Origin of the sequence: Pseudomonas sp. BN505 (genome assembly GCF_029873175.1) — a bacterium.
Classification (GTDB): Bacteria; Pseudomonadota; Gammaproteobacteria; order Pseudomonadales; family Pseudomonadaceae; genus Aquipseudomonas; species Aquipseudomonas putida.
The window spans coordinates 321,864-344,086 of the sequence record NZ_SSOI01000067.1 but is presented as its reverse complement, the minus strand read 5'-3'; the positions used below and the strand labels follow the sequence as shown (position 1 = coordinate 344,086).

Sequence of the window (22,223 nt, the reverse complement as noted above, 5' to 3'; positions counted from 1 at the left end):
TAAAAAATAAAAGACGGTACGCTTGAGATAGCCCTTCACACGTGAAATAGCGGATAATGGCACGCCCCGATTTGCAGCAAATCTGCCGTAGATGTGCCATTTCAGGGCATCATGGGGTTGGCTTGACATCAGTATGGCTTTTCGATTGACTGGTCCTGCAAGCCCCCCTTGATTGATATTTTTAACAACAAAGGTGTTGCATCATGTCGGTACCCCCGCGTGCCGTTCAGCTTAACGAAGCGAACGCGTTCCTTAAGGAACATCCTGAGGTTCTCTACGTTGACCTTCTGATTGCAGATATGAATGGTGTGGTGCGTGGCAAGCGCATTGAGCGCACCAGCCTCCACAAGGTTTACGAGAAAGGCATCAACCTGCCGGCCTCCCTCTTCGCCCTGGACATCAACGGTTCCACCGTCGAAAGCACCGGGCTTGGCCTGGACATCGGCGATGCTGACCGCATCTGCTACCCGATCCCCGACACGCTCTGTAATGAGCCGTGGCAAAAGCGCCCCACTGCCCAACTGCTGATGACCATGCACGAGATCGAAGGCGAGCCGTTCTTCGCCGACCCTCGTGAAGTGCTGCGTCAGGTAGTGAGCAAGTTCGACGAACTGGGCCTTACCATCTGCGCTGCATTCGAGCTGGAGTTCTACCTGATCGACCAGGAGAACGTGAACGGCCGCCCACAGCCGCCGCGCTCGCCAATTTCGGGCAAACGCCCGCAGTCGACCCAGGTGTACCTGATCGACGACCTCGACGAATATGCCGACTGCCTGCAGGACATCCTTGAAGGCGCGAAAGAACAAGGCATCCCGGCCGACGCCATCGTCAAGGAAAGCGCCCCGGCGCAGTTCGAAGTCAACCTGCACCACGTGCCCGACCCGCTCAAGGCCTGCGATTACGCGGTACTGCTCAAGCGGTTGATCAAGAACATCGCCTACGACCATGAAATGGATACCACCTTCATGGCCAAGCCCTACCCGGGCCAGGCAGGCAACGGCCTGCATGTACACATTTCCGTGCTGGACAAAGATGGCCACAACATCTTCACCAGCGAGGATCCCGAGCAGAACGCCGCGCTACGTCACGCTGTCGGCGGTGTGCTCGAGACCCTGCCCGCGTCCATGGCGTTCCTTTGCCCGAACGTCAACTCGTACCGCCGCTTTGGCGCGCAGTTCTATGTACCGAACGCGCCAAGCTGGGGCCTGGACAACCGCACCGTAGCGCTGCGTGTGCCAACAGGCTCTGCCGATGCCGTGCGCCTCGAGCACCGGGTAGCCGGCGCCGATGCCAACCCGTACCTGATGATGGCGGCCGTGCTGGCTGGCGTTCACCATGGCCTGACCAACAAGATCGAGCCGGGCAAGCCGATCGAAGGCAACTCGTACGAGCAGCTGGAGCAGAGCCTGCCGAACAACCTGCGCGATGCCCTGCGCGAGCTGGACGACAGCGAGATCCTCAACAAGTACATCGATCCGAAGTACATCGACATCTTTGTCGCGTGCAAGGAAAGCGAGCTGGAGGAGTTCGAGCACTCGATCTCCGACCTCGAGTACAACTGGTACCTGCACACCGTGTAAGAAAACGCCGCCCACAAGGGCGGCGTTTTTCATTCCGGACCGCGCCGCTTGCTTCGCGGGTAAACCCGCTCCCACAGGTATTGCACAGCATTCAGTCCTTGTGGGAGCGGGTTTACCCGCGAAGAGGCCGGCACAGGCTTACAGGGGTTTCTCGAAAATCTTCGAGTTGCGCTGGTAGTTGTACAGCGATGCCCGCGCCGATGGCAGGCGCTCCACGCCGCTGGGTGCAAAACCGCGCTCGCGGAACCAGTGCGCAGTGCGCGTCGTAAGCACAAACAGGGTGTTCAAACCCATCTGCCGCGCCCGGCTCTCGATGCGCTCCAGCAATTCATCCCCGCGCCCGCCGTGGCGATATTCCGGGTTCACCGCCAGGCATGCCAGTTCCCCTGCCTCGGAGTCGGCAATCGGGTACAGCGCCGCACAGGCGATAATCATGCCCTCGCGCTCCACCACGCTGAACTGCTCGATCTCCCGCTCCAGCACTTCACGCGAGCGGCGCACCAGGATGCCCTGTTCTTCCAGCGGGCTGATCAGCTCCAGCAAGCCGCCCACATCCTCGATGGTCGCCTCACGCACCACCTCGAACTGCTCCTGCGACACCAGCGTACCGCCACCACCACGGGTGAACAGCTCGGTCAGCAGCGCGCCGTCCTCGGCATAACTGACAATGTGGCTGCGGGCCACGCCGCCCTTGCAGGCCTCGGCGGCGGCGTCCAGCAGCTCGCCCTGGTAGTCGCTGCCCAGGCGCTGCAGGTGCGGGGCAACCTGCTGCGGGCGCAGTTCCCGCACCAGCTTGCCGTCTGCGTCCAGCAGGCCCGGCTCGGCGCCGAACAGCAGCAACTTGTCGGCGCCCAGTTCGATGGCGGCACGGGTAGCCACGTCTTCGCAGGCCAGGTTGAAAATTTCCCCGGTGGGCGAGTAGCCCAGCGGCGACAGCAGCACGATGGAGCGCTCGTCGAGCAGGCGGCTGATGCCCTTGCGGTCTACCCGGCGCACTTCACCAGTGTGGTGGTAGTCCACCCCTTCGAGCACGCCGATCGGCCGTGCGGTAACCAGGTTGCCGGACGCCACGCGCAGGCGCGAGCCCTGCATCGGCGACGCGGCGATGTCCATCGACAGGCGTGCCTCGATGGCCAGGCGCAGGGCGCCTACGGCATCGATCACGCAGTCCAGGGTAGCGGCATCGGTAATACGCAGGCCATGGTGGTAGTGCGGGGTCAGCCCGCGATCGGCCAGGCGGCTTTCGATCTGCGGGCGCGAGCCATGCACCAGCACCAGGCGCACGCCAAGGCTGTGCAGCAATACCAGGTCGTGGACAATGTTGCCGAAATTAGGGTGTTCCACCCCATCGCCAGGGAGCATGACCACGAAGGTGCAGTCGCGATGGGCATTGATGTACGGGGAGGCATGACGCAGCCAGTTGACGTAGTCGGGCATGACAGGGCCTGTGAATAAGTGGACGGAGAACGGCGATACAAGGGGCGTTCAAGATCATCGTCGGAACAGGCTTGCGGTCACGCGCGGTCTCCTCTAGGCAGGAACGAATCAACTCGATTGACGTTTAGTGCAGGCAATAGTGCCGGATCAGGTCACGCAATAGACGCACGGTAGGCTCGATTCGTGACATTTCAAGGTATTCGCCGGGCTGGTGGGCACAGGCGATGTCGCCAGGGCCCAGCACGATGGTCTGGCAGCCCAGCTGCTGAAGATAAGGCGCTTCGGTGCCGAACGCCACCGCTTCGGCGCGATGGCCGGTCAGGCGTTCCGCCACTTGCACCAGCTCGGCATCGGCAGCCTGCTCGAACGGCGGCACCTCCGGGAAAAGTGGCGCGTAGTCGATGCGCACATCATGGCGCTCGGCCACGGGCACCAACTTCTCGCGAATGGCTGCGCGCAGTTGCTCTACATCCATGCCCGGCAACGGTCGCAGGTCGAATTCAAGCGCACACTGGCCGCAGATGCGGTTGGGGTTGTCGCCGCCGTGGATGCAGCCAAAGTTCATGGTCGGGGTCGGCACGGTGAACTGTGGGTTGCGATAGGTTTGCTGCCATTGCTGGCGCAGGCCCATCAACTCGCCCATTACCGCATGCATGGCCTCCATGGCGCTGCGGCCCAGGTTCGGGTCCGACGAATGGCCGCTGCGCCCGAGGATGTCGATGCGGTCCATGAGAATGCCCTTGTGCATGCGGATCGGCCGTAGCCCGGTAGGCTCGCCGATGACCGCCGCACGGCCCAGCGGCTGGCCGGCCTCGGCCAGGGCGCGGGCACCGGACATGGAGCTTTCTTCGTCGCAGGTGGCGAGGATCAGCAGTGGTTGCTTGAAATCGTGCTCCAGCAGCGGGATGACGGCTTCGATGACCAGGGCAAAAAAGCCCTTCATATCGCAACTGCCCAGGCCGACCCAGCGGCCATCGACCTCGGTCAGCTTCAACGGGTCGCTGGCCCACAGTTGTTCGTCATAGGGCACAGTGTCGCTGTGCCCGGCCAGCACCAGCCCACCCGGGCCGCTGCCACGGCTGGCCAAGAGGTTGAACTTGCCCGGCGTGACCTGCTGGATGTCGCATGTGAAGCCCAGGTCGCCCAGCCACCCCGCCAGCAGGTCGATGACCTGGCGGTTGGACTGGTCCAGCGCGGGCTGGGTGCAGCTGACCGAAGGCGCGGCGATCAAGGCGGCAAACTGGTCTTTCAGCGTCGGCAACGGCATGCGCAAACTCCTCGGAAGCGTTGCCCATCATAGGACTATCCGCCGTCTGGAATAAACCGTTGGCGGCTGACTGCTGTAGACTCTCCGCCAACCACGCCCCTCTTTCGAGTCTGTGATGCACAAAGAAACCGAACTGAAGCTCCGCGCCAGCCGCGAGACCCTTGCCGCCCTGCGCGAGCACCCTCTGCTGAAAAAGCGCAACAAGTCCGGCTGGCAGACCCGTGAACTGCTCAACCAGTACTTCGACACCCCCGAGCGTGAGCTGTCCGCCGCCCGTGTCGCCCTGCGCCTGCGCCGCGATGGCGATGCCGTCATCCAGACCCTCAAGTGCCGCGGCACCAGCGTGGCCGGCCTGTCCGAGCGCAACGAGTACGAATGGAACCTGGACAAGGTCAAGCTCGATCTGAAGAAGCTGGACGCCACCTGCTGGCCCGAGCAACTGGCAGGCCTGGACAAGAAAACCATCAAGCCGCTGTTCACCACCGACTTCAGCCGTGAATACGCCGAAATCGCCTGGGGCCGTGGCAAGAGCAAAGTCGTGATCGAGGCCGCGCTGGACCAAGGCTTCGTGATTGCCGGCAAGCGCAAGGAAGAGATCTGCGAGCTGGAGCTGGAACTGCGCGAAGGTGACCCGCAAGCGCTGTTGGAGCTGGCCGCCGAGCTGGCCGCCAGCCTGCCGCTGATGCCCTGCGACATCAGCAAGGCAGAGCGTGGCTACCGCCTGCTGGAGCCGGACAGCTACGAGCTGGGCCTGCCGCACACCGAGCTGGAAGCCGAAATGGCCCTGGACGACGCCTACGCCGCATTGGCCTGGCAACTGCTGGGCAGCAGCCAGCGCCTGGCCGAGCAGTACCGCCACAACGGCCACTGGCGCCTGCTGCAGGACTGGGTCGAGTGCCTGAGCGAACTGCGCGCCCTCACCGCCAGCCTTGGCCAGGCCGCGCCGCGTGCCAGCACCCGTGACCTGCGCAGCAGCCTCGATGCCCTGCTGGAAGACTGGCGCCCGCTGGTGCAGGCCGGCAACGACGACGAAGACATCCGCCGCGCCGCGCCCGAGCAGTTTGCCGAAGAGCTGGAAGACGTGCGCTGGGGCCAGTTCTCGCTGGAAACCTCGCGCTGGCTGCTGGCCCGCGCCTGGACCGTGGAGCGCAAAGGCCGTGGCGAGCGTCAGGGCAAGGCGCAGCTGGCCAGCTGGCTGGCTCACCTGCTGGGGGAGGAAGGCCGTGCGTTGAAGCTGCCGCTGTACACCCAGCGCCCGGAAGACCTGGCCGAGCAGCTGCCACGTATCGAGCAACTGCTGGGCTGGCTGCACCACGCCCGCCAGGTGCTGGAAGCGCCGCAGATGGACCGCCTGTATGGCGACCTGAAAAAGCTGCACGAGCTGGCCGAACTGCCGATCAGCGATGAAGTGCTGGAAGCGCGCATCGAACAAGCCCGGGCAGTGGATCAGAGCCGCGGCTGGAAGCACCTGATCAAGGCTTGATACCGCGTCGCCATTTCGCGGCGGTTCGGCGCCGCGAATGGCCTCACCGCGACAGCCGCAGGCTGGTGGTGGACTTGATCTCGGACAGCGCCACAATGGAGTTCACTTCCTGAATGCCCGGCACGTTCGACAGCTTTTCGAAGAAGAACCGTTCGTAGGCCTCGATATCCGACGTGACGATGCGCAGCAGAAAGTCCACCGCCCCCATCAGCACGTAACACTCAAGCACCTCCGGAAACCCGCGGATCGCCTCGGTGAACTCGGTGAAGTTGGAGCGCCCGTGAGCATTGAGCTTCACCTCGGCGAAAATCTGCGTGTTCAGGCCGACCTTCTTGCGGTCCAGCAAGGTCACCTGTCCGCGAATCACCCCCTCTTCCTTCAAGCGTTGTATGCGCCGCCAGCACGGCGACTGCGACAGCCCTACGCGTTCGGCGACCTGCGCGCTGGACAGCGAAGCGTCCTCTTGCAGCAGTTCGAGAATGCGGCGGTCGTAAGCGTCCAGCTCGCTATGCATTGTTCAATCTCCTGAGCGGCGTTATTTGAATTGATCAATTCATCAATACAGCGAAATGATCAGATCATAGCGAAAAAATTCCGCCACTGACGTGCAAGAATTTCTCCCACATTTGCGGAGACCAGCATGAACGCACAACCCCGTACCGACGCCTGGGCCGCCAGCAACGCCCACAGCACCGTGCACTACCGCCTGCAGGCCGACGCCGAGCCCGACAGCCTGTGCCGCGTGCTCAACCTGTTTGCCCTGCAGTTCCTGACCCCGCACAGCGTGCACGTCAGCCAGCAGGAAGACTGGCTGGATATCGAAGTCGGCATTGGCGGCCTGAGCTGGCACCGGGCCGAAGTGATTGCGCAGAAACTGCGTAATTTGGTGTGTGTGGGTGAGGTGAGCCTGACCAATGTACAGCGGGTGGCGTTGGCAGTGGTCTGACCCCTCTGCTGTGTCTGCGCCGGCCTCTTCGCGGGCTCGCCCGCTCCCGCAGGAACACCACAGTATTTGAGGTCGGTGGACATCCTGTGGGAGCGGGCGAGCCCGCGAAGAGGCCAGCACAGGCATAGCAAAATTCCGAAACCCTTCAGTTTCGGTAGATCTCACCCATCCGACTAGCCTGATCAGCACTCCCCATCAGGCACGGACGCCACCATGCACACCCCCGACAATCTGGAACTCGACCTGAAGCACGTGCTACAGGCCCTGCTCGCCGACCAGTACCTGCACGCCACCGACACCCTGCAAGTGCTCGAACACGCCGCCGCACACCCCACCGCCCACCCCTTGGAACAAGTCGCCGCCTGCTGCCTGAAAGACCGCCGCCATCCCGGCCAACTGCTGGACTTGGACAGCCTCTGCCAATGGCTGGCCAACAGGGTCGGCCAGCCCTACCTGCGTATCGACCCCATGCAACTCGACCTGCCCCAGGTCGCCGGCCTGGTATCCCCCGCTTTCGCCCAGCGCCACGGTATCCTGATCGTCGCCGACGACCCTTCCGGCATCACCGTGGCCAGCGCCCAGCCTTACCAGAACGACTGGCAGGCTGACCTGGCCCGCAGCCTGGGTCGGCCGATCCGCCGCGTGCTGGCCAACCCGTTGCAGATTCGCCAGTCAGGGCAGTCGTTTCACCGCCTGGCCCAGTCGGTAAAGGGCGCGCAGCACCAGCAATCGACCAGCCTGGGCGAACTCGAACAGTGGCTGGAGCTAGGCAAGCGCCAGGCCGAGGCCAGCGCCGACGACGCGCACATCGTGCATATCGTCGACTGGCTGCTGCAGTACGCCATTGATCAGCGCGCCAGCGATATCCACCTGGAACCCCGACGCGCACAGGGCCAGTTGCGCTACCGCATCGATGGCCTGCTGCACACCGTCTATGCCTTCCCCGCCGGGGTCACCCTGGCGCTGGTCAGCCGCCTGAAACACCTGGGCCGCCTGGACGTTGCAGAAAAGCGCCGCCCGCAGGACGGCCGCCTGCAAAGCCGGCTACCAGGTGGCGGCGAAGTGGAGCTAAGGCTGTCGACCCTGCCGACCCCGTTCGGCGAAAAGCTGGTACTGCGCCTGTTCGACCCGCACCAACTGCACGAGGGCTTCGAGCGCCTCGGTCTGGAGGGGCCACAACTGGCCCAGTGGCAAGGCCTGCTGCGCCAGCGCCAGGGCATCATCCTGGTCACTGGCCCCACCGGTTCCGGCAAGACCAGCACGCTGTACGCCAGCCTCAAGCTGCTGGCCACACCGCAGGTCAACCTGTGCACCATCGAAGACCCTATCGAGCGCCTGGAACCGGCCTTCAACCAGCTGCAGGTACATCCCGCGCTAGACCTGGGTTTTGCCAGCGCCGTGCGGGCCATGCTGCGCCAGGACCCTGACATCATCATGATCGGCGAGATCCGCGACCGCGAAACGGCGCTGGTGGCGGTGCAGGCGGCCCTGACCGGGCACCTGGTACTGTCGACCCTGCATACCAACGACGCCTGCGCTGCAATCACCCGCCTGCAAGAGCTGGGTGTGGCCGACTACCTGATCAAGGCCACGCTGGTCGGGGTCATGGCCCAGCGACTGGTGCGTACTGTGTGCCCAGACTGTGTGGCGAATCCATCAGCCAGTTGCCTGACCTGCCGTGGCACCGGTTTTCATGGGCGTACGGGCCTGTTCGAGCTGCTGCAGCCCAGCGAAAGCCTGCGTGCATTGATTGGCCCGAACGCCGACCTTACCCGTTTGCGGCAACAGGCACTGGACGATGGCCTGGTTGACCTGCGCCGTTGCGGCGAGGCCAAAGTGGCTTGCGGGCAGACCCGTGCCAAGGAAGTGCTGCGCGTCTGCAGCTGACGAAAAGTCCTTTGTATTCAAGGAACTTGCCTTGCCCGGAAAGATCCAACCGCGCATCTTCAACCCTCACCCTTCGAGGTGTTTCAACATGCGTCTCAAAACCGCCATCGCTGCCGCTGCCTTGCTTTCGCTGCCCATTGGCTCGGCCATGGCCGATACCTTCTGGCGTAACGTGATGACTTCCGGTGCAACCACGGCATCGAGCTACCTGACCTCGCGAGATCACAAACTGGTTGTGGCCGCACAGGATGACGCTAGCAGCTTCGTCGCCAGCGAAGGCGCGATCCGCGGGCCGTTCCTGGAAGCGGCCATGCGCCAGGCGCGGGCAGAGCACCCAGGGATGCAGGCTTCCGACATGGAGCTGGCCAATGCCATCCTGGCCAAGAATGCGGTAGCCGAGTAACCGCGTCGCCTGCTTCGCGGGCCTGCCCGCTCCCACAGGGACTGCACAAGGCTGAATCTTGTGCAATTCCTGTGGGAGCGGGCAGGCCCGCGAAAAACCCAGCACCAATCTCAGCGGTAAGCCTCCACCGGCACACACGCGCAGAACAGGTTCCTGTCCCCATACACGTTGTCCACCCGGTTCACCGCCGGCCAGTACTTGTGCTGGCGCACGTGAGCACTGGGCGCCACCGCCTGCTCCAGGCTGTAGGGTCGGTCCCACACCCCCAGCACATCGGCCAAGGTATGCGGCGCGTGCTTGAGCGGGTTGTTCTCCGCTGGCCAGTTGCCTTCCTGCACCTCGCCAATCTCTGCACGAATCGCCAGCATCGCCTCGACGAACCGGTCCAGCTCGGCTTTCGACTCACTTTCGGTTGGCTCTACCATCAGCGTACCCGGCACCGGGAACGACATGGTCGGGGCGTGGAAGCCATAGTCCATCAGGCGCTTGGCTACGTCCTCCTCGCTGATGCCAGTCAGTGCCTTCAACGGCCGCAGGTCCAGGATGCATTCATGCGCCACCCGCTGGCTGCGCCCGCGGTAGAGCACCGGGAAGGCGCCGCCCAGCTGGCTGGCCAGGTAGTTGGCCGAAAGGATCGCCACCTCGCTGGCATCGGCCAACTGCGGCCCCATCATGGCAATGTACATCCAGCTGATCGGCAAAATGCTTGCGCTACCCCAGGGCGCAGCGCTGACCGCGCTGTTGTTCGGGTCCAGGCCGGGCACCGGTACCACGGGGTGGCTGGCTACAAACGGCGTCAGGTGCGCGCGGATACCGATCGGACCCATGCCTGGGCCACCCCCGCCGTGGGGAATGCAGAAAGTCTTGTGCAGGTTCATGTGCGAGACATCAGCACCAATGTCGGCCGGACGCGTCAGGCCCACCTGGGCATTGAGGTTGGCGCCATCCATGTACACCTGGCCGCCGTGCTGATGGACCACTTCGCAAATTTCGCGAATACCCTCTTCGTACACCCCGTGGGTGGACGGATACGTGACCATCAGGCATGACAGGCGCTCCCCGGCCGCGTGGGCCTTGGCCTTGAGGTCGGCCAGGTCGACGTTGCCGTGCGCGTCGCAATCCACGATCACCACCTCCATGCCCGCCATTTGCGCCGACGCCGGGTTGGTGCCGTGGGCCGACGACGGGATCAGGCACAGCGTGCGCTGTGGCTGGTGGCGGCTGCGATGGTAGCGAGTAATGGCCATCAGGCCTGCGTACTCGCCCTGGGCACCGGAGTTGGGCTGCATGCAGATGGCGTCGAAGCCGGTAATCGCGCACAGCCAGCGCTCGAGTTCATCGATCATCGCCTTGTAACCCGTGGCCTGGGCCGCCGGGGCAAAGGGGTGCATCTGGGCAAAGCCGGGCCAGGTGATGGGGATCATCTCACTGGTGGCGTTGAGCTTCATGGTGCACGAACCCAGCGGGATCATCGACTGGTTCAGGGCCAGGTCCTTGTTCTCCAACTGCTTGAGGTAGCGCAGCATCTCGGTTTCGCTGTGGTGCAGGTTGAACACCGGGTGAGCGAGAAACGGCGTGCGCCGCACCAGGCCGGCAGGAATGCCTTCGGGCAGGGCCAACTGATCGAGGGCAGCGATCTCCAGGCCGTGGTCCACACCGAGAAAGATGTCGAGCAGGCGCAACACCGTGTGCTCGTTACAGGTTTCGTCCAGGCTCACGCCCAGGTGCCCCCGGCCAAGAATGCGCAAGTTGATGTGCGCGGCTTCAGCGCTTTCGATAATGGCCGCCTGGGCACCGCCTACATCCAGGGTGAGGGTGTCGAAGAAATGCTGGTTGAGCCGCTGGATGCCTTTGGCTTCCAGGCCAGCCGCCAGGATGAAGGTCAGCCGGTGCACACGCTGGGCGATGCGCTGCAGGCCTTCAGGGCCGTGATACACCGCGTAGAAGCCGGCAATGTTGGCCAACAACACCTGGGCCGTGCAGATGTTGGAGTTGGCCTTCTCGCGGCGGATATGCTGCTCGCGGGTTTGCAGGGCCATGCGCAGCGCCGTGTTGCCACGGGCATCGCGAGACACGCCAATGATGCGTCCCGGCATGGCACGCTTGTAGTCGTCGCGGCAGGCGAAGTAGGCCGCGTGGGGGCCACCGTAGCCCATCGGCACGCCGAAGCGCTGGGTCGAGCCCAGCACCACATCGGCGCCCAGCTCGCCGGGGGGCGCCAGCACCACCAGGCTGAGCAGGTCGGCAGCCACGCAGGCCAGCGCCTGCTGGCTGTGCAGATGGTCGATCTGCGGGCGCAGGTCGCGCACCTCGCCGTGGGTATCGGGGTACTGCAGCAACGCGCCGAACACCGCGTGTTTGCCAAGGTTATCCACAGCGTCGACGATCAGTTCGAAGCCAAAGCCCTCGGCGCGGGTCTTCAGCACCGACAGTGTCTGCGGGTGGCAATGCTGGTCGGCAAAGAAGGCGTTGCTCTTGTTGCGCGCCATCCGCTTGGCCAAGGCCATGGCCTCGGCGGCGGCGGTGGCTTCATCGAGCAGCGAGGCATTGGCCAGCGCCAGCCCGGTGAGGTCGATGACCATTTGCTGGAAGTTCAGCAACGCCTCCAGCCGGCCTTGGGCGATTTCGGGTTGATACGGCGTATAGGCGGTGTACCAGCCGGGGTTTTCCAGCACGTTACGCAGGATGACCGTGGGGGTGATGGTGCCGTGGTAGCCCATGCCGATGAGGCTGGTCCAGACCTGGTTCTGCTCGGCGTACCCGGCGAGCTTGGCCAGGGCGGCCTGTTCGTCCAGCGCCGCTGGCAGGTCGAGGGGGCGATTGAGGCGGATGTCTGGCGGTACGGTCTGCTCGATTAGCTCGTTGCGGCTGGCAACACCCAACACGTTGAGCATGGCCTGCTGCTCTGCGGCATCGGGGCCCAGGTGGCGACGCAGGAAAGGGTTGAGCTCTTGCAGTTGATGCAGGGATGGCGACTGGGACATGACGACGCTCTCTTCCTAGACCAGGTCTCATGGAGACTTACAAGTCTAGGAAGGGATTGCCGATTGTGCGGGGAAACTTGCTTGGTCAGTACCGGCCTCTTCGCGGGCATGCCCGCTCCCACAGGTTGATCAAAGGCCAGCGGCGGGCGCTATCCCTGTGGGAGCGGGCGCGCCCGCGAAGCAGGCGACGCGGTCTTACTCGCCGATAGCGGCCTGGTAGCCAGCAGCATCCAGCAGCTTGTCCAGCTCGGCCGGGTTGCTTGGCTTCAGTTTGAAGATCCACGCGCCGTAAGGTTCTTCGTTGAGCTGCTCCGGGCTGTCGGCCAGCTCTTCGTTGACTGCGATCACTTCGCCACCGATCGGGGCGTAGATGTCCGAAGCGGCCTTGACCGACTCGACCACACCGGCCGCATCGCCAGCGGCGAATACCTTGCCGACTTCAGCCAGCTCGACGAACACCACGTCACCCAGGGCTTGCTGGGCGTGGTCGCTGATACCCACGGTCACACTACCGTCGGCTTCCAGGCGAGCCCACTCGTGGCTTTCGGCAAAACGCAGGTCGGCGGGGATATTGCTCATGTCTTGAATTCCTCGATTGGCTCAGCGGTACGCCCGCCGGTTAAAAAATGTTCAGATCAGGATCTTGCCGTGGCGCACGAATGTCGGTTTGACCACCCGCACCGGGTACCATTTGCCGCGGATTTCCACCTCGGCCCGGTCACCGGTAGCCATGGGTACGCGCGCAAGGGCAATGGACTTGCTCAGCGTAGGTGAGAAACTACCACTGGTGATCTCCCCTTCGCCAATCCCGGCCACACGCACCACCTGGTGGGCACGCAGCACGCCGCGCTCTTCCAGCACCAGGCCGACCAGTTTTTCCTGCACACCCTGTTCGATTTCTGCCAGCAGGCCGGCGCGGCCGATGAAGTCCCGCTCGGCCGGCTCCCAGGCGATGCTCCAGCCTAGGTTGGAGGTCAGCGGGGTGTGGGCTTCGTCGATATCCTGGCCGTACAGGTTCATGCCGGCTTCCAGGCGCAGGGTGTCGCGGGCGCCGAGGCCACTTGGGGCGATGCCGGCGCCGACCAGGTCGTTGAAGAATGCCACCGCCTGATCGCCCGGGAAGATGATCTCCAGGCCGTCCTCACCGGTATACCCGGTGCGGGCAATAAACCAGTCGCCCTCGGCAACGCCTTCGAACGGGCGCAGTTCGCGAATCAGTGCTGCGCGCGTGGGGCTGAGCAGGGCTGCCACCTTTTCGCGGGCACGCGGGCCCTGGATGGCGAGAATGGCAAGATCGGGGCGGACCTGGAAATCCACTGCAAAACCGGCCTGCTGCTGTTGCAACCAGTCCAGCACTCTGGCCCGGGTGGCGGCGTTGGTGACCAGGCGGTAGCCGTTTTCCGTGCGATAGACGATCAAGTCGTCGATCACCCCGCCCTCCTCATGGAGCAGCGGGCTGTATAGCGCCTTGCCGGTTTCTTCGAGGCGGGCCACGTCGTTGGCCAGCAAACGCTGCAGCCAGGCAGTTGCGTCGCTGCCATCGACATCGACCACGGTCATGTGGGACACATCGAAAACCCCGCAATCGCTGCGCACCTGGTGGTGCTCCTCAACCTGCGAGCCATAGTGCAGGGGCATGTCCCAGCCACCGAAATCGACCGTTTTGGCGCCAAGCGCCAGGTGCAGGTCATACAAAAGCGTGCGCTGTCCCATGGGTTTCTCCTTCCGGGCGTGGCGAAGCGGCGGCGGTCGATGACGTTTGATCGTCAGCTCTTCTTGTAGGACCCACCGCGCGAATGCCGCGCATTGTAGCCGCAAGGACGCAGGCTGGCACCCTCAGTGATTGTGACCTGGTCGATGTGCCGAACGGCGGATCAGGCCGATGACCGGCAGCAGGCCCACCAGTACCAGCGTCAATGCTGGCAGCGAGGCACGTGCCCATTCGCCCTCGCTGGTCATCTCGAACACCCGTACCGCCAATGTGTCCCAGCCGAACGGTCGCATCAGCAAGGTGGCCGGCATCTCCTTGAGCACATCGACGAACACCAGCAGGGCGGCGCTGAGGGCACCGGGCACCAGAAGCGGCAGATACACCTTGAAAAACAATCTGGGCCCACTCACGCCGAGGCTACGGGAGGCCTCGGGCAGTGACGGGCGGATACGCTCCAGGCTGCTTTCCAGCGGCCCGTAGGCCACGGCGATGAAACGCACCAGATAGGCCAACAGCAATGCCGCAAGGCTGCCCAGCAGCAGCGGCTTGCCTGCCCCGCCCAACCAGCTGGACAGCGGGATGACCAAGTGGTTATCGAGGTAACTGAAGGCCAGCATGATCGACACTGCCAGCACCGAGCCGGGCAAGGCATAGCCCAGATTGGCCAGGCCAACCCCGGCGCGGATACCCCCAGTCGGCGCCTGCCGCCGGGCAAAGGCCAGCAACAGCGCCACGCTCACCGTGACCAGTGCCGCCATGCTGCCCAGGTACAAGGTGTGCAACACCAGACCGACATAGCGCTCGTCCAGGTCATGCCGGCCGCGTTGCCAGAACCACGCCAGCAGCTGCAGCAGCGGGATGACGAAGGCGCAAGCAAACACCAGCAGGCACCAGCCACTGGCCAGCAACGCCTTCATCCCACGCAGGTGGTACAACGCCTGCGCCCGCGGCCGCTCGTTGCCGCTGCGGCTGGCGCCCCGGGCACGGCGCTCGCCATACAGCACCAGCATCACTGCAAGCAGCAACAGGCTGGCCAGCTGGGCGGCGCTGGACAGGCTGAAGAAGCCGTACCAGGTCTTGTAGATGGCGGTGGTGAAAGTGTCGAAATTGAACACGGCCACCGCGCCGAAGTCGGCCAGGGTTTCCATCAAGGCCAGGGCGATGCCGGCACCGATCGCTGGCCGCGCCATGGGCAGGGCCACGCGCCAGAACGCTTGCAGGGGCGATAGCCCGAGGACGCGCGCCGCTTCCATCAGGCCTTTGCCCTGGGCCAGGAAGGCCGTGCGCGCCAGCAGGTAGACGTAGGGGTAGAACACCAGCACCAGCACGATGATCACCCCGCCGGTGGAGCGCACCCGCGGCAGGCGCATCGGCCCGAACACCTCACGCAGGGCGCTTTGCACCGGGCCGGCGAAGTCCAGCAGGCCGACGAAGACAAACGCCAGCACATAGGCAGGGATGGCGAACGGCAGCATCAGCGCCCAGTCCAGCCAGCGCCGGCCTGGGAACTCGCAGAGGCTGGTGAGCCAGGCGAGGCTCACGCCTAGCACGGTGACGCCGATACCTACGCCCACCACAAGCGTCAGGGTATTGCCCAACAGGCGGCTCATCTGGGTGTCGAGCAGGTGCGACCAGATCTGCATATCGATCGACTGCCACGACAGCAGCAGAACGCTCAGGGGCAGCAGCACCAGGGCGGCGATCAGGGAGACCGGGAGGTACCAGCGGCGTTGGGGGGTGTGGGGCAAGGCTGAAATCTCGAGTGCGATGGCGACCGCTGCGCGGTCGTTCGCGGGTGAACCCGCTCCCACAGGGACTGCACAAGATACAAGTATTGTGCGATCCCTGTGGGAGCGGGTTCACCCGCGAAGAGGCCCTGAAAGGCCCCGGAAGGATAAGGCCTGGCGCTTAGTTGTAGCCAGCCCGATCCATCAAGCGAATGGCTTCGGCCTGTCGCTTGCCGGCAATTTCAACCGGAATGCTGTCAGCCTTGAAGCTGCCCCATGCTGCCACTTCCTCGGAAGGCTTCACCTTCGGGTTGGCCGGGAACTCCTGGTTGATGTCGGCGAACAGCTTTTGCGCGTCTTCGCCCGTCATCCATTCCACCAGTTTTTTCGCCGCTTCCGGGTGTGGCGCGTGCTTGGTCAGGCCAATACCCGACAGGTTGACGTGCACACCACGGTCACCCTGGTTAGGCCAGAAGATCTTCACCGGCAGGTTCGGGTTCTGCTTGTGCAGGCGGCCGTAGTAGTAGGTGTTGACCACGCCCACGTCACACTGGCCGGCCTCGATGGCCTGGATCACCGCGTTATCGTCGGAGAACACATCGGTGGACAGGTTGTTGACCCAGCCTTTGACGATCTGCTCGGTCTTCGCCTCGCCATGGGTCTCGATCAGGGTGGCGGTGAGCGACTGGTTGTACACCTTCTTCGCCGTGCGCAGGCACAGGCGGCCTTCCCACTGTTTGTCGGCCAGGGCTTCGTAGGTGCTCAACTCCTCGGGTTTGACCCGCTCTGTGGAGTAGATGATGGTGCGGGCGCGCAGGCTCAGGCCGGTCCAGTCATGGGACGAGGCGCGGTACTGCGGCGGAATGTTCTGGTCGATGATGTCGGACTTGATCGGCTGCAGGATGCCCATCTGCTCGGCTTGCCACAGGTTGCCGGCATCGACGGTCAACAGCAGGTCGGCCACGCCGTTGTCGCCCTCGGCCTTGATGCGTTGCATCAGCGGGGCTTCCTTGTCGGTGATGAACTTGATCTTGACCCCGGTCTTGGCGGTATAGGCATCGAACACCGGCTTGATCAGCTCGTCGATGCGCGAGGAGTACACCACCACTTCGTCCGCCGCTTGGGCGGTGCCGCCGAACAGGGTCAGGGCCAGGGCGGCCAGTAGGGGCTTGCGTGGCAACATGGGAAGCACTCCTCGGATCGTTTGAGAGGTGCGAATGGTAGTGAATCCCATTTTCTGGCTCATCTACCTAGCAGTTACCGGATGTTGCAGAGCTTGCACCGCCCATTGCAGGAGCAGCCTTCAGGCTTTGGCCAGATCCGGCAGATCACCACTCAAACCCAACGCCTGGCGCACAAACAGCGCCTTGGCCTCCGGCATCTGCTCCACCAGTTTCAACCCGCTATTACGCAACCAGCGCAACGGCAGCGGGTTGGCCTGGAACAACCGCTCAAAGCCCTCCATGGCCGCCATCAGCGCCAAGTTGTGCGGCATGCGCCGCCGCTCGTAACGGCTCAACACCTTCACATCCGCCAGCCGCTCGCCACGCTCGCAGGCATTGACCAGCACCTCGGCCAGTACCGCAGCATCCAGGAAGCCCAGGTTGACGCCCTGCCCCGCCAGCGGGTGGATGGTGTGCGCAGCATCGCCGATCAAGGCCAGGCCCTCGTCCACATAGCGTTTGGCGTGGCGCTGGCGCAGCGGCACGCACACCCGCGGGTCGGCCTGCAGCACGTCACCCAGGCGCCCCTCGAAGGCCCGCTCCAGGGCCTGCAGGAAGGCGGCTTCATCCAGTGCCATCAACTGCTCGGCATGCTCCGGGGTGGTCGACCACACAATCGAGCACCAATCTTGCTGGCCATCGCGGGTCAACGGCAGAAACGCCAACGGCCCCTCATCGGTGAAGCGCTGCCAGGCCGTGCCCTGGTGCCCGGCACTGCAGCGCACGCTGGTGACGATGGCATGATGCAGGTAATCCCATTCGCGGGTTTCGCAACCGGCCAGGCGCCGCACCGCCGAGTTGGCGCCGTCGGCGGCGATCACCAGTGGAGCACGCAGTTGCCGGCCATCCGCGAGGGTCAGCAACCACTCGTCCCCCGAGCGACGCAACTGCTCCAGCCGCGCATTGGGCAGCAGGCCGATGTCGCTGTCGTGCAGGCGCTCCAGCAGGCCATCCTGCACCACCCGGTTCTCGACGATATGGCCAAGCACCTGGGCATGCACGCTGGCGGCCGAGAAGTGAATCTGCCCGGTGCCGCTGCCATCCCACACATGCATGTCGGAATACGGCGTAGCACGCCGCTGGGCGATGCCGTCCCACGCGCCGAGGCGCTCGAGGATGCGCTGGCTGGCCGCCGACAACGCGCTGACACGCGGTTCGAAGGGCGCCTGGGCATCGAAGGGCTTGACCGTCAGCGGGCCGCCATCGAGCAAGAGGATTTGCAAGCCACTGTGGCGCAACGCCAGGGCCAGTGCACTGCCGACCATACCGGCACCGACAATCAACAGATCTGCGCGCATTTCCATGCCTTACGCCAGCCTCGCTTGCGGCTTGAGCCGCACGTATAGGGTTTTATCGACCCGCGCCACCAGCTCGCCGGCGCCATCGCGGATATCGACCTGCAATCGCGGCAGGCACTTCTTGCCGGTGGCGGTCTGCTGGCGGATGTCGTCCAGCAGCGCGTCATCGACGTGGAACTCGGCATACACCGGGCCTTTGCCCGGCGAGATGAAGTCGATGCTGGCGGCCTTGTCCCAGACGATGTAGTCGCGGCCCAACTGCTCGATCAGCAGCAGCATGTAGAAAGGGTCGACCATCGAATACAGGCTGCCGCCAAACTGGGTACCGACATAGTTGCGGTTCCAGCGGGTCAGCTTCATCGCCACCTTGACGCTGCGCAGGTCGGGGCTGATGGATTGCACGCGGATGCCCGCCCCCAGGTACGGCGGGTAGAGGTTCAGCATCCAGCGCAACATACGCGCACGACGTGCCAGTTTACGCGAGTTGCTCATGCCTGCCCCCGCGGATCGGGGCGGGTGCCCAGGCCCATGGCCTGGCGGGCGAACCAGCTTTTGGCCGGCGGCAGCAAGTCGAGCCCGAGCAGCCCCAGGTTACGCCCGGCGGCCAGCAAGGGCTGGTTGCTACCGAACAACCGGGTGACCTGGTCGGAAAAGCCGATGGTCATGGCCTGGTCCAGACGCTGGCGCTTGGCGTAAGCCTGCAGCGTGGCCAGGTCGCCAGGCTGCTGCGGGCCGGCCAGCAATGCATCGGCCAGCGACTGCACATCGCGCAGCGACAGGTTGAAGCCCTGGCCGGCAATAGGGTGCAGGCTGTGCGCGGCATTACCCAGGACCACCAGGTGCGGCCGCACCTGCTCCTGGGCCTCGATCAGCGACAAGGGGTAAAGGTGCCGTGCCCCGACCTGGCGCAACGCGCCCAGGCGATAGCCAAACACGCCTTGCAGTTCGCGCAGGAAGCTGCGCTCATCGATGTCGGCAAGGCGCCGCGCATCCATGCCCTGGCGGGTCCACACCAGCGCACAGCGGTTTTCCGGCAACGGCAGCAGGGCCATGGGGCCTTCTTCGGTGAAGCGCTCGAACGCCTGGCCGCCGTGGGCTTCACCCGGGGTGATGTTGGCAATCAACGCGCTCTGCTGGTAGGGCGTGTGACGCACGTGAATCCCCAACTGCTCGCGCAGGCCGGAACGGCCACCGTCGGCCAGTACCGCCAGGTCGCATTCCAGCTGGGTGTCGTCATTCAACCCCAGGCGGTAACCCCCTTCGATCGCCTCCATCGAGGTCACTTCCGCCGGGCAGCGCCAGCTCACCACGTCGCTGTCCAGCCCTTGCCACAGGCACTGGCCAAGCCAGGCATTTTCCACCACGTAGCCCAGCGCCGGCACACCCTCTTCCTGGGCATCCAGGCGGGTGGCGCCGAAACGGCCACGGTCGGACACGTGAATTTGCCGAATCGGCTCGGCACGGCGGCCGATAGCCTGCCACAGGCCGTGCTGCTGGTAGATCTGCTGGGTGCCGAACGACAACGCCGAAGAGCGCGCATCGTAGCTGGGCTGGAAGCTGTCGCCGGGGGCGAACGGCTCGATCAGCAAGATCTTCCAGCCGCGCGCCTTGGCCCCGGCCTGCAGGGTCAAGGCCAGGCTTGCGCCCACCAGGCCACCGCCAATGATCGCCAGGTTCACGCGGTTCATGCCGCGTCCTTGCGGGCGGCCTGCATCAGCGCCTCGATCTCGGCAACCGTGCGCGGCACGCCCGAAGTCAGGATTTCACAACCTTGCCTGGTCACCACCACGTCGTCCTCGATCCTTACGCCAATGCCGCGCCATTTCCTGGCCACGGCCTGATTGTCGGCGCCTATGTAGATGCCCGGCTCGACGGTCAGCGCCATGCCGGGCTCCAGCACCCGCCACTCGCCGCCCACCTTGTACTCGCCCACGTCGTGCACATCCATGCCCAGCCAATGCCCGGCACGGTGCATGTAGAAGGCGCGATAGGCCTCGCTGTCGATCAGCGCCTGCACCTCGCCCGAAAGCAGGCCAAGCTCGACGAGGCCTTCGGTGATGACCTTCACGGTCGCCTCGTGGGCGTGGTTCCAGTGCTTGCCTGGGGCGATTTCGGCAAACGCCGCGGCCTGGGCCTTGAGCACAAGCTCGTAGATGGCCTTCTGCTCGGGGGAAAAGCGCCCGCTGACCGGGAAGGTGCGGGTGATGTCGCTGGCGTAGCAGTCGATTTCGCAACCGGCGTCGATCAGCACCAGGTCGCCATCCTTGAGCGGGGCGTCATTCTGCTGATAGTGCAGGATGCAGCCATTGCGCCCGGCCGCGACAATCGAGCCGTAGGCCGGCATCTTCGCGCCGCCCTTGCGGAACTCGTAGTCCAGTTCGGCTTCCAGGCTGTATTCGTGCAGCCCGGCCCGGCAGGCCTGCATGGCCCGCACATGTGCCCGCGCCGAGATGGCTGCGGCGGCACGCATCACCTTCACTTCCGCTGCCGATTTATACAGGCGCATGTCGTGCAGCAGATGATCCAGCGCAACGAACTCGTTCGGCGGCTGCGCGCCCAGGCGGGCCTTGGAGCGGATCACGTTGATCCAGTCCATCAGCCGCCGATCGAACTCGGGGTTGCTGCCCATGGCGCTGTACACCCGCTCGCGGCCTTCGATCAGGCCCGGCAGGATCTCGTCGATATCGGTGATGGGGAAGGCATCGTCGGCGCCGAAATCGCGCACCGCGCCTTCCTGGCCGGCCCGTAGCCCGTCCCACAGTTCGCGCTCCGGGTTGCGCTCACGGCAAAACAGTACGTACTCGCCATGTTCACGCCCCGGGATCAGCGCAATGACCGCCTCAGGCTCCGGAAAGCCGCTGAGGTACTGGAAGTCGCTGTCCTGTCGATACACGTGCTCGACGTCGCGGTTGCGGATGGCAACAGCGGCGGCGGGCAGGATGGCGATGCTGTTGGGGACCATCTGCGCCATCAGCGCCTTGCGCCGACGGGCATACTCGCCCTTGGGAATGTGGCTCATGGGCAGACTACCCCCGGTTGATCAGTGCAGCGATGGCTTGGGCGCGGGTGCGGCCGGCTTGGCCAGCTCGGAGAACAGCAGCAGAGGTGCCACGCGCAGGTACTCCATGACTTCCATGTAGTCGCTCTCGCCGTCTTCGGACTCTTCGAGGGCTTCCTGTACCTGGGAAATGGCCACCAGGTCCTGCAGCACATCCTTGGCTTCGTCAGACAAGTCCTTGCCGCCGGCATTCAGGCCGAAACCGGTAATGAAGCCTTGGCACCACTGGCCCAGCGCGGTGGCGCGGTCGCTCAGGGCGGCGTCGTCGGAAGGCAGCAACAGGACGATGGCCATGTCGTCGCTGGTCAGCTCGCCCTTGACCATTTCCTGCAGGCCGATCAGGGCGTTGCGCACGGTGTCACCCGGCTCGTTTTCCAGCAACTGGGCGGCATCGGCCAGCCAGGCATCGGCGTCGAAGCCGGCGCCGGCGCAACTGCGGCCGACCAGCAGGCCGTGCAGTTCGGCCGGGGTGACAGGATGACCATTGCTCGAGAGCAGCATGGCGAAGGCGATGTAAGGCGATTGGGTATTGGGCATGGGCAGCTAGGCGCCAGACGGCGCAATGACTAGAATGGAGACCTTGTATCCTAGCACCGGCAGGCGCGCCAAGACCATCGGCACTGGCCGTCGCCGCCCAGGGAGAGGCATCATCGCCAGGTGACTCAACGACGGAGCGAATCGAGTGCAACCCACGCAAGAGAACGACCTTCAGGCACTGATGAGCCGATTCGAGTTGCTGATCGAACGCGTCGAGCAACTAAAACGGCAAAATGCACTCCTAGTAGCTCAGGAAAAATCCTGGCGCGAAGAGCGCGCCCACCTCATCGAAAAGAACGAGATCGCCAAGCGCAAGGTCGAGTCGATGATCTTACGCCTCAAGGCTCTGGAGCAAGACTCATGAGTTCAAGCAATAGCGTCACCGTGCAGATCCTCGACAAGGAATACTCGATCATCTGCCCGCCGGAAGAGCGCAACAATCTGGTCAGCGCCGCGCGCTACCTGGACGGCAAGATGCGCGAGATCCGCAGCAGCGGCAAGGTGATTGGCGCCGACCGCATCGCGGTCATGGCGGCATTGAACATTACCCACGAAATGCTGCATCGCCAGGAAGACCGCGCCGAAGCCCCGGCCAGCGGCGCGAACCGCGAACAGGTGCGTGATCTTCTGGATCGGGTAGACAAGGCTTTGTCCGACGACACGGATACCAAAATCGGCTGAG

Annotated in this window: 20 protein-coding genes; 7 read left to right on the top strand and 13 right to left on the bottom strand. The window is 64.3% G+C overall.

Translation table 11 applies throughout. From position 1 onward, the window contains the following. Window positions 1–203: 203 nt before the first annotated feature. A complete protein-coding gene (locus tag E8E78_RS24055) occupies window positions 204–1,580 on the top strand; it encodes a glutamine synthetase family protein (protein WP_016502146.1) in 1,377 nt (458 codons plus the stop codon). 138 nt (window positions 1,581–1,718) lie between these two features. Here E8E78_RS24055 and argA read toward each other — a convergent pair whose 3' ends face one another. Then, window positions 1,719–3,017: an amino-acid N-acetyltransferase gene (gene argA, locus E8E78_RS24050; protein ID WP_016502147.1), complete on the bottom strand. Its 1,299-nt coding sequence runs from the start codon at window positions 3,015–3,017 to the stop codon at window positions 1,719–1,721. 124 nt (window positions 3,018–3,141) lie between these two features. Then, entirely contained in the window at window positions 3,142–4,284 is a 1,143-nt protein-coding gene (gene argE, locus E8E78_RS24045; protein ID WP_019473412.1) for an acetylornithine deacetylase, read from the bottom strand. A 115-nt stretch (window positions 4,285–4,399) separates the two neighbouring features. On the opposite strand from argE, the gene E8E78_RS24040 reads away from it, so the two are divergent. Then, window positions 4,400–5,767 carry a CYTH domain-containing protein gene (locus E8E78_RS24040; RefSeq protein ID WP_016502149.1) on the top strand — a complete coding sequence of 456 codons (1,368 nt, stop codon included), beginning with the start codon at window positions 4,400–4,402 and terminating at the stop codon, window positions 5,765–5,767. Between the two features lie 43 nt (window positions 5,768–5,810). On the opposite strand, the gene E8E78_RS24035 is transcribed toward E8E78_RS24040, so the two are convergent. Continuing rightward, window positions 5,811–6,281 carry an Lrp/AsnC family transcriptional regulator gene (locus tag E8E78_RS24035; protein ID WP_280312577.1) on the bottom strand — a complete coding sequence of 157 codons (471 nt, stop codon included), beginning with the start codon at window positions 6,279–6,281 and terminating at the stop codon, window positions 5,811–5,813. A 126-nt stretch (window positions 6,282–6,407) separates the two neighbouring features. Here E8E78_RS24035 and E8E78_RS24030 point away from each other — a divergent pair, with 126 nt between their 5' ends. The 3 genes from E8E78_RS24030 to E8E78_RS24020 all read left to right on the top strand — a co-directional run bounded on the left by E8E78_RS24030 (window position 6,408) and on the right by E8E78_RS24020 (window position 9,003). Then, a complete protein-coding gene (locus E8E78_RS24030; RefSeq protein WP_016502151.1) occupies window positions 6,408–6,713 on the top strand; it encodes a hypothetical protein in 306 nt (101 codons plus the stop codon). Between the two features lie 213 nt (window positions 6,714–6,926). Then, window positions 6,927–8,600, top strand: coding sequence for a GspE/PulE family protein (locus E8E78_RS24025; RefSeq protein WP_280312579.1), 1,674 nt, complete (start codon window positions 6,927–6,929; stop codon window positions 8,598–8,600). An 88-nt stretch (window positions 8,601–8,688) separates the two neighbouring features. Continuing rightward, entirely contained in the window at window positions 8,689–9,003 is a 315-nt protein-coding gene (locus E8E78_RS24020; protein ID WP_016502153.1) for a DUF2388 domain-containing protein, read from the top strand. 110 nt (window positions 9,004–9,113) lie between these two features. On the opposite strand, the gene gcvP is transcribed toward E8E78_RS24020, so the two are convergent. From gcvP to E8E78_RS23970, 10 genes are all read right to left on the bottom strand, one after another. Continuing rightward, entirely contained in the window at window positions 9,114–11,987 is a 2,874-nt protein-coding gene (gene gcvP, locus E8E78_RS24015) for an aminomethyl-transferring glycine dehydrogenase (protein WP_280312580.1), read from the bottom strand. A 195-nt stretch (window positions 11,988–12,182) separates the two neighbouring features. Then, complete coding sequence (gene gcvH / locus E8E78_RS24010; RefSeq protein ID WP_049278300.1) at window positions 12,183–12,566, bottom strand: glycine cleavage system protein GcvH; 384 nt, start codon at window positions 12,564–12,566, stop codon at window positions 12,183–12,185. A 51-nt stretch (window positions 12,567–12,617) separates the two neighbouring features. Further along, a complete protein-coding gene (gene gcvT / locus E8E78_RS24005) occupies window positions 12,618–13,700 on the bottom strand; it encodes a glycine cleavage system aminomethyltransferase GcvT (RefSeq protein WP_061204024.1) in 1,083 nt (360 codons plus the stop codon). Window positions 13,701–13,823: 123 nt separating this feature from the next. Then, window positions 13,824–15,341 carry an iron ABC transporter permease gene (locus E8E78_RS24000; RefSeq protein WP_240495555.1) on the bottom strand — a complete coding sequence of 506 codons (1,518 nt, stop codon included), beginning with the start codon at window positions 15,339–15,341 and terminating at the stop codon, window positions 13,824–13,826. A 265-nt stretch (window positions 15,342–15,606) separates the two neighbouring features. Then, complete coding sequence (locus E8E78_RS23995) at window positions 15,607–16,608, bottom strand: extracellular solute-binding protein (RefSeq protein WP_016489739.1); 1,002 nt, start codon at window positions 16,606–16,608, stop codon at window positions 15,607–15,609. A 120-nt stretch (window positions 16,609–16,728) separates the two neighbouring features. Further along, the gene (locus tag E8E78_RS23990; protein WP_162838454.1) at window positions 16,729–17,946 is read right to left on the bottom strand and encodes a 2-octaprenyl-3-methyl-6-methoxy-1,4-benzoquinol hydroxylase; all 1,218 of its coding nucleotides are present in this window, start codon (window positions 17,944–17,946) and stop codon (window positions 16,729–16,731) included. 9 nt (window positions 17,947–17,955) lie between these two features. Further along, entirely contained in the window at window positions 17,956–18,438 is a 483-nt protein-coding gene (locus tag E8E78_RS23985) for a DUF4442 domain-containing protein (protein WP_016502160.1), read from the bottom strand. Beyond that, a complete protein-coding gene (ubiH, locus tag E8E78_RS23980) occupies window positions 18,435–19,634 on the bottom strand; it encodes a 2-octaprenyl-6-methoxyphenyl hydroxylase (RefSeq protein WP_016502161.1) in 1,200 nt (399 codons plus the stop codon). The genes E8E78_RS23985 and ubiH overlap by 4 nt, the downstream gene beginning before the upstream one ends. Then, on the bottom strand, window positions 19,631–20,965 hold the full coding sequence (pepP, locus tag E8E78_RS23975; RefSeq protein WP_016502162.1) for a Xaa-Pro aminopeptidase: 1,335 nt from the start codon (window positions 20,963–20,965) through the stop codon (window positions 19,631–19,633). Before pepP ends, ubiH begins: the two co-directional genes overlap by 4 nt. Window positions 20,966–20,986: 21 nt before the next feature. Next, window positions 20,987–21,541 (bottom strand): YecA family protein, encoded by a 555-nt coding sequence (locus E8E78_RS23970; RefSeq protein ID WP_016502163.1) that lies wholly within the window; start codon window positions 21,539–21,541, stop codon window positions 20,987–20,989. A gap of 181 nt (window positions 21,542–21,722) precedes the next feature. On the opposite strand from E8E78_RS23970, the gene E8E78_RS23965 reads away from it, so the two are divergent. Together E8E78_RS23965 and E8E78_RS23960 are read left to right on the top strand one after the other, a co-directional pair. Continuing rightward, on the top strand, window positions 21,723–21,905 hold the full coding sequence (locus E8E78_RS23965) for a TIGR02449 family protein (RefSeq protein WP_029886233.1): 183 nt from the start codon (window positions 21,723–21,725) through the stop codon (window positions 21,903–21,905). Then, window positions 21,902–22,222 (top strand): cell division protein ZapA, encoded by a 321-nt coding sequence (locus tag E8E78_RS23960; protein ID WP_049278290.1) that lies wholly within the window; start codon window positions 21,902–21,904, stop codon window positions 22,220–22,222. Before E8E78_RS23965 ends, E8E78_RS23960 begins: the two co-directional genes overlap by 4 nt. The last annotated feature ends 1 nt before the right edge of the window (window position 22,223 follow it).

What these genes read in the sequence shown, in the direction of transcription:
- E8E78_RS24055 (WP_016502146.1), top strand. Translation starts at nt 204, where the DNA reads ATGTCGGTACCCCCGCGTGCCGTTCAGCTTAACGAAGCGAACGCGTTC.
- argA (WP_016502147.1), bottom strand. Translation starts at nt 3,017, where the DNA reads ATGCCCGACTACGTCAACTGGCTGCGTCATGCCTCCCCGTACATCAAT.
- argE (WP_019473412.1), bottom strand. Translation starts at nt 4,284, where the DNA reads ATGCCGTTGCCGACGCTGAAAGACCAGTTTGCCGCCTTGATCGCCGCG.
- E8E78_RS24040 (WP_016502149.1), top strand. Translation starts at nt 4,400, where the DNA reads ATGCACAAAGAAACCGAACTGAAGCTCCGCGCCAGCCGCGAGACCCTT.
- E8E78_RS24035 (WP_280312577.1), bottom strand. Translation starts at nt 6,281, where the DNA reads ATGCATAGCGAGCTGGACGCTTACGACCGCCGCATTCTCGAACTGCTG.
- E8E78_RS24030 (WP_016502151.1), top strand. Translation starts at nt 6,408, where the DNA reads ATGAACGCACAACCCCGTACCGACGCCTGGGCCGCCAGCAACGCCCAC.
- E8E78_RS24025 (WP_280312579.1), top strand. Translation starts at nt 6,927, where the DNA reads ATGCACACCCCCGACAATCTGGAACTCGACCTGAAGCACGTGCTACAG.
- E8E78_RS24020 (WP_016502153.1), top strand. Translation starts at nt 8,689, where the DNA reads ATGCGTCTCAAAACCGCCATCGCTGCCGCTGCCTTGCTTTCGCTGCCC.
- gcvP (WP_280312580.1), bottom strand. Translation starts at nt 11,987, where the DNA reads ATGTCCCAGTCGCCATCCCTGCATCAACTGCAAGAGCTCAACCCTTTC.
- gcvH (WP_049278300.1), bottom strand. Translation starts at nt 12,566, where the DNA reads ATGAGCAATATCCCCGCCGACCTGCGTTTTGCCGAAAGCCACGAGTGG.
- gcvT (WP_061204024.1), bottom strand. Translation starts at nt 13,700, where the DNA reads ATGGGACAGCGCACGCTTTTGTATGACCTGCACCTGGCGCTTGGCGCC.
- E8E78_RS24000 (WP_240495555.1), bottom strand. Translation starts at nt 15,341, where the DNA reads ATGCAGATCTGGTCGCACCTGCTCGACACCCAGATGAGCCGCCTGTTG.
- E8E78_RS23995 (WP_016489739.1), bottom strand. Translation starts at nt 16,608, where the DNA reads ATGTTGCCACGCAAGCCCCTACTGGCCGCCCTGGCCCTGACCCTGTTC.
- E8E78_RS23990 (WP_162838454.1), bottom strand. Translation starts at nt 17,946, where the DNA reads ATGCGCGCAGATCTGTTGATTGTCGGTGCCGGTATGGTCGGCAGTGCA.
- E8E78_RS23985 (WP_016502160.1), bottom strand. Translation starts at nt 18,438, where the DNA reads ATGAGCAACTCGCGTAAACTGGCACGTCGTGCGCGTATGTTGCGCTGG.
- ubiH (WP_016502161.1), bottom strand. Translation starts at nt 19,634, where the DNA reads ATGAACCGCGTGAACCTGGCGATCATTGGCGGTGGCCTGGTGGGCGCA.
- pepP (WP_016502162.1), bottom strand. Translation starts at nt 20,965, where the DNA reads ATGAGCCACATTCCCAAGGGCGAGTATGCCCGTCGGCGCAAGGCGCTG.
- E8E78_RS23970 (WP_016502163.1), bottom strand. Translation starts at nt 21,541, where the DNA reads ATGCCCAATACCCAATCGCCTTACATCGCCTTCGCCATGCTGCTCTCG.
- E8E78_RS23965 (WP_029886233.1), top strand. Translation starts at nt 21,723, where the DNA reads ATGAGCCGATTCGAGTTGCTGATCGAACGCGTCGAGCAACTAAAACGG.
- E8E78_RS23960 (WP_049278290.1), top strand. Translation starts at nt 21,902, where the DNA reads ATGAGTTCAAGCAATAGCGTCACCGTGCAGATCCTCGACAAGGAATAC.